Raw genomic sequence first — 9570 nt, 5'->3', positions numbered from 1 at the left:
TGCTCAATACAGACTTCTCTGACCAATCGCACGCGCCCGGTAGCGCTCCGTGACCGGCGTGGCGAGGCGCGGCTCACGTCCGGGTAGGGAGAACCCCACCCCGGAAAGGGCGGCGCACGGGATGGGTCGGCCGGCTCCGCGCCCATAGCCTCGGACCATGACCGCCGCACCGTTGGCCACCGCGCCCGCCCCCTCGTCGCCCGTCCGGGGCCTGTTCCACCGGCTCGCGCGCGACTCCGGCTACGTGCTCTTCAGCCTCCCGCTGGCGCTGGTCGGCTTCGTGCTCGCCGTGGCGGGGATCTCACTCAGCGCCGGCCTGCTGGTCACCACGCTGGGCCTGCCCGTCCTCGCCGGCGTGCTCTACGCGGCGCGCGGGCTGGCCGACCTGGAACGGCTCCGGCTCCCCGGCGTGCTCGGCCGGCCCCGGGTCCGGCCGGCCTACGTGACGCCCCCGCGCGGCGCCCGGTTCTGGCGTCGGGTGTTCACCCCGATGCGGGACCCGCAGTCCTGGCTCGACCTGCTGCACGCGTTCCTGCGGCTGGTGGTGACCCTGCCCACGTTCGTGGTGCTGGTGGTGTGGTGGGCGCTGGCGCTGACCGGCTCGCTCTACGGCGCGTACGACTGGGCCATCCCGCGCGGGCCCGGCGACCAGGACCTCAGCCAGCTCCTCGGAATGGGGGACGGCGCCGACGCGCGGATCGCCCTGAACACCGCGATCGGCCTGTTCGCGCTGTTCACCCTTCCGCTCGTGGCCCGGGCCTGCGCCCGGATCCAGGGCGGCCTGGCGTACTCGCTGCTCGCCGGCGTGGCCGAGATGCGCCAGCGGATCGTCACGCTGGAGGAGCAGAAGCGGGCCGCCGCCTCGGCCGAGGCGTCCGCGCTGCGCCGGCTGGAGCGCGACATCCACGACGGGCCGCAGCAGCGCCTGGTCCGGCTCGCCATGGACCTGGGCCGGGCCCGCCACCAACTGGCCGCCGACCCCGAGGCGGCCCGCCGCACCCTGGACGAGGCGGTCGCCCAGACCCGGGAGACGCTCGACGAGCTGCGCGCCCTCTCCCGGGGCATCGCGCCGCCGATCCTGGTCGACCGGGGGCTGCCCAGCGCGCTCGCCGCGCTCGCCGCCCGGGCGCTGGTGCCGACCGAACTGCTGGTCGACGACGACCTGGGCACCGCCGCCGGCCGGCTGGACCCCGGGCTGGAGAGCGCCGCCTACTTCGTGGTGGCCGAGGCGTTGACCAACGTCGCCAAGCACAGCCGGGCCGACGCGTGCCGGGTGGAGGTGGCCCGGAAGGTGGGCCGGCTGGAGATCACCGTCACCGACGACGGGATCGGCGGCGCCCACCTGGCCAAGGGCCACGGGCTCAGCGGCATCGCCGACCGGGTCCGGGCGGCCGGCGGCACGCTGGAGGTGGCCAGCCCGAACGGCGGGCCGACGCGGGTCCACGCGGAGCTGCCGCGGTGACGTCCGCCGGGCCGGTGGACGGCGCTGCCGAGCGGCCGGAGGCCACGCCGTGGGACCCGGACGTGATAGACACCGGACCCATGCGGGTGGTGATCGCGGACGACGCCGTACTGCTCCGGGAGGGGCTCATCCGGCTGCTGACCGAGTGCGGACACGAGGTGGTGGCCGCCGTCGGCGACGGGGACGCCCTGGTCGAGGCGGTGGTCACGCACCGTCCGGACATCTCGGTGGTGGACGTGCGGATGCCGCCGTCGCACACCGACGAGGGGCTGCGCGCGGCCGTGGAGGCCCGCCGCCGGGTGCCGGGCACGCCGATCCTGGTGCTCTCCCAGTACGTCGAGGTGTCGTACGCCGACGACCTGCTGGACACCGCGGGCGGCGCCGGCGGCGGGATCGGCTACCTGCTCAAGGACCGGGTGGCCGCGATCGACGAGTTCCTGGACGCGCTGGCCCGGGTGGCGACCGGCGGCACGGTGCTCGACCCGGAGGTGATCAGCCAGCTCCTGGTGCGGCGGCGGCGCGACGACCCGCTGGCCGCGCTGACCCCGCGCGAGCGGGAGGTGCTGGCGCTGATGGCCGAGGGGCGCTCGAACACCGCGATCGCCCGCGTCCTGGTGGTCAGCGACGGCGCGGTCGAGAAGCACGTACGCAACATCTTCACCAAGCTCGACCTGCCGCCCGACGCGACGACCCACCACCGCCGCGTGCTGGCCGTCCTGACCCACCTGCGGGCCTGACCTCCCTGCTCAGGGGAGGGTGCGGGCCCGGTTGACCGCCTCGGTGAGGGTGTCGGCGGTGGGGTGGCCGCTGGCCCGCAGCACCGCCGGGTCGGAGAGGCCACCGGTGTAGAGGACCGCGGCGCCGCCGACCGAGACGGCCGCGTCGGCGTCGTCCAGCGAGTCGCCGATCAGCACCACCTCGTGACCGGCCAGCCCCAGCTCGGCCAGGTGCTTCTCCAGCCACTCCGCCTTCGGGCCGCCGCCGACCGCCGCGCGCAGCCCGTCCACCCGGTCGAAGTGCGGGGTCAGCCCGTACGTGTGCACGGTCGGCACCAGCTCGTCGTGGAACCACATGGACAGCAGCGACTGGCTGCCCGGCCAGGCGGCGATCGCGGCGGTGGCGTCGGCGGCCAGCGCGCAGCTGGTCAGCCCCGCCCGGTACGCGTCGTGGAAGATCCGGTCGAGCGCGCCGAACGCCTCGGCGTCCACCGCCCGGCCGAGCATCTCGGCGTAGTAGTCGACGATCGGCCGGCGGAACCGGACCCGGTGCTCCCGCGCGCTGACCGCCGGACCCCCGGCGCTGGCGAACGCCACGTTGGTGGCGCGCACCACCAGGTCGAGGTCGTCGAGGAGCGTGCCGTTCCAGTCCCACACCAGGTGGCGTCGTGTTCCCGTCACCCGAGCACGATAGATCAGAGCTGCGGGGTGGTCAGGTCCCGCAGGAGCCGGTCCTCCTCGACCCGCCAGTAGCCGTGCTCCTTGCCGTCGAGCAGCACCACCGGGAGCCGGTCGCCGTAGTCGCGTTCCAGCTCGACGTCGCCGGTCACGTCCTTCTCCACCCACCGGTCGCCGGTGACGGCCACCACCCGATCCAGCGCCGCCTTCGCGTCGTCACAGAGGTGGCAGCCCGGCCGGGTGATCAGGATGAGCCTCGCGTCACTGGACATCGGGTACCTCCGTGCGGGTCTCGGGCGGTCGCGCCGGTGCCGGCACCGTGGGCGCCGGGCGCAGCTCGGTCTTGCGCACCTTCCCGATCGCCGAGTACGGCAGGCTGTCGACGAACTCGACGGCGGTCGGGCACTTGAACCGGGCCAGGTTACGCGCGCAGTGGGCGAGCAGCTCCTCGGCCGGGACGGCCGGGCCGGCCGCCCGCACCACGTACGCCCGGACAGTCTCGCCGGTCCGTGGGTGCGGCACCCCCAGGACGGCCGACTCGGCCACCCCGGGGTGCGCCTGGAGCACCAGCTCGACCTCGTGCGGGTAGACGTTGAAGCCGTTGACCAGGATCAGCTCGCCGAGCCGGTCGACCAGGAACAGGTCGCCGTCGCCGTCGGCGTAGGCCACGTCGCCGGTGGCCCACCAGCCGTCCGGGTCCGGTCCGCCCCGCCCGTCCGGCCAGTAGCCGGCGAACAGGTTCGCGCCGCGCACCACGATCTGCCCGGGGTCGGTGCCGGTCGGGTCGTCGGTGAGGTCCATCCCGTCGTCGTCGGCCTCGGCCGCGGGCACCCCGTCGCGCCACAGCTCGGTGCCGTCGGAGCCGACCAGGCGCAGCTCGACGCCGGGCAGCGGCCGGCCGATCGAGCCGGGCTTCGGCTCGCCGCCGACCAGCGTCGAGGTGAGCACCGGGGCGGTCTCGGTGAGGCCGTAGCCGACGTGCACCGGGTGCCCGGTCAGCTCGGTGAAGCGCGCGCCGACCGCCGGCGGCAGCGGCGCCGCGCCGCACACCGCGACGCGCACCGAGGCCAGCGCCTCGGCCGCGTCACCCGGCGCGTCGGCCCAGGTCAGGAACATCGACGGTACGCCGACCAGCACGCTGACCCGGTGCCGGGCGATCTCGTCCCGCGCGCCGTCCGGGCCGGGTTCGTCGACCAGCACCCCGGTCGCGCCGTGGTGCACCACGGCCCCGAGGCCGGAGTTCAGCCCGTACGCGTGGAACAGCGGCAGGGCGAGCAGCACGGTGTCGTCGGGCCCCACCACGGGCGGCTCGATCCGGTCGACCTGGGCGTGGTTGGCGGCCAGCGCCCGGTGCGACAGCATCGCGCCCTTGGGTCGCCCCTCGGTGCCCGAGGTGTAGAGCAGGACGGCGAGGTCGTCGCCGCCGCGGCGCGGGAACGGCGTGGCGGCGTCGTGGTCGCCGACCGGCGGGGCGGTGTGCACCGCGCGCAGCGCGGGCAGCTCGGCGGCGTCCACCCGGGCGGTCACCTCGGCGGCGCCGACCAGCACGGCGGCGCCGGAGTCGACGAGCACGTGCCGTAGCTCGCGCGCGGTCAGCGTGGGGTTGACCGGCACGGCGACCAGGCCGGCGCGGAGCACGGCCAGGTAGGTGACCACGAAGTCGGGCGTGTTGCCGAACGCGACCGCGACCCGGGGCGGGTGCGACTCCCCGGTGGGTGGGGCCGTGCCGGCGCGCAGCGCGTGGGCGGTGGCGGTGACCGCGCGGTCCAGCTCGGACCAGGTCACCGTCCGGTCGCGCCAGTGCAGCGCGACCCGGTCACCCCGGTCGGTGGCGGCCCGGCGGAGCCGGTCGGCGAGGTTCGGCGCGGAGCTGTCGGCGGCGTCCTGCACGGTGGCTGAGTCTGGCACAGCCGGGACCGCCGGGCCATGCCCGGACGCTCGCCCGGGTCCGTTGCACGGGACCGCACATGCGGCCTGGCGGGAATCCCATGTGCGGGATGAGGATCTCCACCGGTGCGGCGCGGGCAGCCGGAAGCGACCCGTCCGAGCCGCTCCCGCGACACGCCGAGTGAAAAGAAAATCGGCTCCGACCAGGACTTTCCACTCCGGACCAGCTCCCGGCGCGAAAGTCAACCACACACGACGGACAACCGGTCCGCCAGGAGTACGACCCGGCGGGAAATACTTCCGCTCTGTGTAACGGACTTGCCACGCGTGGGTGACGTTGGCCCTATCATCACTCGGGTCGGCTCACCCCATTTGCCGTGAGTCGACACCCCTCAGCCCGAGGAGGCCCCCGTGCCCGTGAGCGCATTGGACCAGCACCTCAAGGGGATCTGCCGCCCGCCGGCACGTCCCGGACCGACCGCGCCCGACCGGGGCGTACCCGGTCCCGCGGCGCCCCCGTGGCGTCCCGCGCGGTCACTGTCCACCCGGACCGGGGAGGCGCGGTGACCACCTTCGGTTACGCGGACCGGCCCGCCGGGGTGACCGGCCCCACCCAGCGGAACCCGCTCAACGAGCGCGCCGAGCCCGCCACGCGCGGCGCCGACGGCCTGCTCGCGGTGCGGAGCGAGGCGCGGCGGGTCCGCAGCCGCGCCCACCACGCCAACGAGGCGCCGCCGAGACCCGCGCTGCCCGGCGGCAACGCCAAGCCGGCCGCCGGCCGGCTGAACGCGCCGGCCCGACCCGCCATGCCGCCGGCCCAGGCCCGGCGCGGCGAGGCGGCCACCACCGGCGAACCGTCCGCCGCCGAGACCGCCGTGCTGCCCGCGGTGGCCGCCGGTGACACCGCGGTGCTGCCCGCGGTCCCGGCCGCCACGACGGCCACCGGCTTCCCGAGCCGCCCCGACCCGTCCGACCCGGCCACCGAGGTCTGGACGCTCGTCGAACGGGCCCAGGCCGGCGAGTCCGAGGCGTTCGGCCTGATCTACGACCGGTACGTCGACACCGTCTTCCGGTTCGTCTACTTCCGGGTCGGCAACCGCCAGCTCGCCGAGGACCTCACCTCCGACACGTTCCTGCGGGCGCTCAAGCGGATCGGCAGCTTCACCTGGCAGGGCCGCGACCTGGGCGCCTGGCTGGTCACCATCGCCCGCAACCTGGTCGCCGACCACTTCAAGTCCGGGCGCTACCGGCTGGAGGTGACCACCGGTGACGTCCTCGACGCCGACCGGGAGGACCGCGGGCCGGAGGGCAGCCCGGAGGCGGCGGTGGTCGAGCACATCACCAACGTCGCCCTGCTCACCGCCGTCAAGCAGCTCAACCCGGAGCAGCAGGAGTGCATCGTGCTGCGGTTCCTCCAGGGCTTCTCGGTGGCCGAGACGGCCCGCGCCATGGGCAAGAACGAGGGGGCCATCAAGGCCCTGCAGTACCGGGCGGTCCGGGCGCTGGCCCGGCTGCTGCCCGACGGTTTCCAGGCCTGACCCGCTCCGAGCCCGTCCACCCCACCGGCGCAGGCGCCGGGCGGTGTCGCGTGCCCGACCGGTCCCCCGGCAGCGATCACACCCGGTGATTTCGCCCCTGATCGGGCCGTAACCGGCGACCGGCGCGAACCGTTTCTCCGGGTGCGACCAGTGGTTGTCCCGGCGTCCCCCGGGCCACCCGGTCCGGCGGGTCAGGTCGGCCGTCCGGTCGGCCCTCGGCCGCACGCTGCCACCGGTCGCTGGTGACGACGACGGCCGTCCGGCCGTGACCAGCGAGAGGGGGTGCCCGCGGTGGACAGCGACCTCTTCTCCCGTCGGCGAGCCGAGCGCTTCGCGCAACTTCTCGACGAGGCCAACGGCGGACGCCGGCACCACGTCCGGTCCCGGGCCGACGGTGAACTCACCGCGCTCGTCGAGGTGAGCCGGCGGGTCACCGCCGAACGGCCCACCGTGGAGGTGGATCCCGAGTTCCGCACCGGCCTGCGCGCGATGCTGGTGGCCACCGCCGAGCGCGAGGGCGTGACGGCTCCGGCCCGAGCGGGCGCGGCCGGCGGCCTGCGCGGCGCGCTGCTGCCGGCGATCACCGGCCGCCGGGCCCGGGCCCGGGGCGCGATCCTGGTCGGCGTGGCCGCCGGCGCGGTCGCCCTCTCCGGCATCTCCGCGGCCAGCGAGAACGCGCTGCCCGGCGACGCCCTGTACGGCATGAAGCGCTCCACCGAGCGCGCCCAGCTCGCGCTGGCCAGCTCGGACATCAGCCGGGGGCAGCTCTTCCTCGACTTCGCCCGGACCCGGCTCGACGAGGCCGCCTCGGTGCGCGACGACCGGCTCGGCTTCAGCGCCGTCCTGGACGACATGGACACCGACACCCGCCAGGGCGTACGCCTGCTCACCACGGTCGCCGCGCAGCGGTCCGACCCGACCGCGCTGGACGCGGTGGACACCTTCCTCGCCGGCCAGCGCCGGGTGGTCAGCGGCCTGCTGGACCGACCCGACCACGCCGACCGGGACCGCACCCGCCGTTCGCTCGCCCTGCTCGACGCGGCCGGCAAGCGCGCCGACGCGCTGCGCGAGGCCATCGCCTGCGGGCTGCCCGCGCCGGCCGCCAGCGACGCGCTCGGACCGGCCCCGGCCGCCTGCCCCGGCGACCGCTGAGCGCGGACGCCGACCACGCCACACTTCTCCCGACGGACACCCGACCGTCACGACGTGCCGGATACGCTCGACGCGGAGCGCGTACGTGGTCGTCGAGGCAGGGAGGTCGCCGTGACCGGGACCGGCAAGGTGACGGTCAGCACCGACGCCCACGGGCACACCGCCGGCTGGTCGGAGACCCCGGCGGCGCCCGCGACCACGGTCACCCCCGATCCGACGGCCGCCGCCTTCTTCGACGTCGACAACACGATGATGCGGGGCGCCTCGATCTACTGGTTCGCCCGCGGGCTGGCCGCCCGCAACTACTTCACCGCCGGCGACCTGGCCCGGTTCGCCTGGCAGCAGGCCCGGTTCCGGCTGCTCGCCACCGAGCACCCCGGCGACATGACCCAGGCCAAGGAGGCGGCTCTCGCCTTCGTGCAGGGCTGGCGGGTCGACGACGTCGAGCGCCTCACCGAGGAGATCTTCGACGAGCTGATGGCGCCGCGCATCTGGGCCGGCACGCACCGGCTGGCCCAGCGGCACCTCGACGCGGGTGAGCGGGTCTGGCTGGTCAGCGCCGCCCCCGTGGAGATCGGCCGGGTGATCGCCGCCCGGCTCGGCCTGACCGGTGCGATCGGCACGGTGGCCGAGGTGGTCGACGGCGCGTACACCGGCCGCCTGGTCGGCGACCTGATGCACGGCCCGGCGAAGGCGGAGGCGGTCGCCCAGCTGGCCGCCGTCGAAGGGCTCGACCTGGCCCGCTGTGCCGCCTACAGCGACTCGTCGAACGACCTGCCGATGCTCTCGGCCGTGGGCCGCGCGGTGGCGGTCAACCCGGACGCCGCGCTGCTGCGCCAGGCCCGTGAACGGGGCTGGGACGTCCGCGACTTCCGCACCGGCCGCCGGGCCGCACGCATCGCCGTGCCGTCGACCGCCGCCGCCGGGCTGCTCGCCGGCGCGGTCAGCGCCGGGCTGGCGCTGCACCGCCGCCGCCAGCGCGCCTGACGCGGCGGGCCCGACCCCCGGTCAGGGGCCGAACGGGTCGGGGCGGCGTTCGAGCAGCTTGTGCAGCGTCTGCTGGATGGTCTCCCGCACCTGGTCGGCGAGGTTGAACACGACCAGCGGGTCGTCCGCCGAGTCGCGCAGGTGCGCGGTCGGAATCGGCGGGCAGAACTCGATCAGCCACTTGCTCGGCAGCGGCACCATGCCCAGCGGCCCCAGCCAGGGGAAGGTCGGTGTCACCGGGAAGTAGGGCAACTTGAGCAGCCGGGCGAGCGGCTTGATGTCGGCGAGCATCGGATAGATCTCCTCGCCGCCGACGATCGCGACCGGCACGATCGGCGTGCCGGTGCGCAGCGCGGCGGAGACGAAGCCGCCCCGGCCGAACCGCTGGAGCTTGTAGCGGTCGGCGTAGAGCTTGCCGACCCCCTTGAAGCCCTCCGGGAACACGCCGACCAGCTCGCCGTTGCCGAGCAGCCGTTCCGCGTCCGGGTTGCAGGCCACCGTGCCGCCGGTCTTGCGGGCGAGCTCGGAGACCACCGGCATCCGGAAGACCAGGTCGGCGCCGAGCAGCCGCAGGTAGCGGCGCTGCGGGTGCCGGTCGTGCAGCGCGGCGGAGAGCACCAGCGCGTCCAGCGCCACGGTGCCGGAGTGGTTGCCGACCACCAGGCCGGCGCCGTCGGCCGGCACGTGCTCCACGCCGCCGACCTCGGTGCGGAACCAGTCCCGGTAGAGCAGCCGGACCAGCGGATGGAAGACCGCGTCGGTGAGGTCGGGGTCGAAGCCGAACTCGTCCACCTCGTAGTCGCCGGAGAGCCGGCGACGCAGGAACGCGAGCCCCTGGGCGACCCTGCGGTCCCAGTGGTCCCCCGGCCGGTCGGCCACGGCCGGGCCGGAGGGCGTCGCCGGCCGGGCCGCCCCGGTTCCGGGGCCGGCCGTACCGGCGTCGGTCCCGTCCGCCACCGCCTTCCGGTCGACGGCCTTCTTCGCCACCGCCTTCTTGGCCACGGCCTTCTTCGCCACCGCCTTCCGGGCCGGTGGCCGGGCGGCGGGGACGCCCGGATCGTCGGTGGGACGGGCGGCCTCCGCGCCGGGCACGGCCGCGCCGCCGGCGGGTTCGTCGGTGGAGGTGTCCGGCTCGTCGGCCGACGCGGCC

At 75.5% G+C, this 9570-nt stretch carries 9 protein-coding genes; 5 read left to right on the top strand and 4 right to left on the bottom strand.

Annotated features, from left to right (window positions below):
• Positions 1-157 precede the first annotated feature (157 nt).
• Both GA0070622_RS05430 and GA0070622_RS05425 read left to right on the top strand, forming a co-directional pair.
• Positions 158-1462: a sensor histidine kinase gene (locus GA0070622_RS05430; RefSeq protein WP_091569392.1), complete on the top strand. Its 1305-nt coding sequence runs from the start codon at positions 158-160 to the stop codon at positions 1460-1462.
• 80 nt (positions 1463-1542) lie between these two features.
• Entirely contained in the window at positions 1543-2199 is a 657-nt protein-coding gene (locus tag GA0070622_RS05425; protein ID WP_091576916.1) for a LuxR C-terminal-related transcriptional regulator, read from the top strand.
• A gap of 9 nt (positions 2200-2208) precedes the next feature.
• On the opposite strand, the gene GA0070622_RS05420 is transcribed toward GA0070622_RS05425, so the two are convergent.
• From GA0070622_RS05420 to GA0070622_RS05410, 3 genes are read right to left on the bottom strand one after another with little or no spacing between them, the layout of a single operon-like run.
• A complete protein-coding gene (locus GA0070622_RS05420) occupies positions 2209-2859 on the bottom strand; it encodes an HAD family hydrolase (protein WP_091569390.1) in 651 nt (216 codons plus the stop codon).
• Between the two features lie 14 nt (positions 2860-2873).
• The gene (locus GA0070622_RS05415; RefSeq protein WP_091569385.1) at positions 2874-3128 is read right to left on the bottom strand and encodes a glutaredoxin family protein; all 255 of its coding nucleotides are present in this window, start codon (positions 3126-3128) and stop codon (positions 2874-2876) included.
• Complete coding sequence (locus GA0070622_RS05410) at positions 3118-4746, bottom strand: AMP-binding protein (protein ID WP_176710421.1); 1629 nt, start codon at positions 4744-4746, stop codon at positions 3118-3120. Before GA0070622_RS05410 ends, GA0070622_RS05415 begins: the two co-directional genes overlap by 11 nt.
• Before the next feature lie 560 nt (positions 4747-5306).
• On the opposite strand from GA0070622_RS05410, the gene GA0070622_RS05405 reads away from it, so the two are divergent.
• The 3 genes from GA0070622_RS05405 to GA0070622_RS05395 all read left to right on the top strand — a co-directional run bounded on the left by GA0070622_RS05405 (position 5307) and on the right by GA0070622_RS05395 (position 8420).
• On the top strand, positions 5307-6281 hold the full coding sequence (locus GA0070622_RS05405) for an ECF subfamily RNA polymerase sigma factor, BldN family (RefSeq protein ID WP_091569376.1): 975 nt from the start codon (positions 5307-5309) through the stop codon (positions 6279-6281).
• A 291-nt stretch (positions 6282-6572) separates the two neighbouring features.
• Positions 6573-7433 (top strand): DUF5667 domain-containing protein, encoded by an 861-nt coding sequence (locus GA0070622_RS05400; RefSeq protein ID WP_091576914.1) that lies wholly within the window; start codon positions 6573-6575, stop codon positions 7431-7433.
• A 111-nt stretch (positions 7434-7544) separates the two neighbouring features.
• A complete protein-coding gene (locus tag GA0070622_RS05395; RefSeq protein WP_091569372.1) occupies positions 7545-8420 on the top strand; it encodes an HAD family hydrolase in 876 nt (291 codons plus the stop codon).
• A gap of 21 nt (positions 8421-8441) precedes the next feature.
• Here the strand turns inward: GA0070622_RS05395 and GA0070622_RS05390 are convergent, their stop codons facing one another.
• Positions 8442-9299 (bottom strand): lysophospholipid acyltransferase family protein, encoded by an 858-nt coding sequence (locus tag GA0070622_RS05390; RefSeq protein ID WP_091576911.1) that lies wholly within the window; start codon positions 9297-9299, stop codon positions 8442-8444.
• Positions 9300-9570 lie beyond the last annotated feature (271 nt).

This window comes from Micromonospora sediminicola (assembly GCF_900089585.1).
Lineage (GTDB): Bacteria > Actinomycetota > Actinomycetes > Mycobacteriales > Micromonosporaceae > Micromonospora > Micromonospora sediminicola.
The sequence above is the reverse complement of the archived record's forward strand: the minus strand, read 5'-3'. Positions and strand labels throughout refer to the sequence as shown.

What these genes read in the sequence shown, in the direction of transcription:
- GA0070622_RS05430 (WP_091569392.1), top strand. Translation starts at nt 158, where the DNA reads ATGACCGCCGCACCGTTGGCCACCGCGCCCGCCCCCTCGTCGCCCGTC.
- GA0070622_RS05425 (WP_091576916.1), top strand. Translation starts at nt 1,543, where the DNA reads ATGCGGGTGGTGATCGCGGACGACGCCGTACTGCTCCGGGAGGGGCTC.
- GA0070622_RS05415 (WP_091569385.1), bottom strand. Translation starts at nt 3,128, where the DNA reads ATGTCCAGTGACGCGAGGCTCATCCTGATCACCCGGCCGGGCTGCCAC.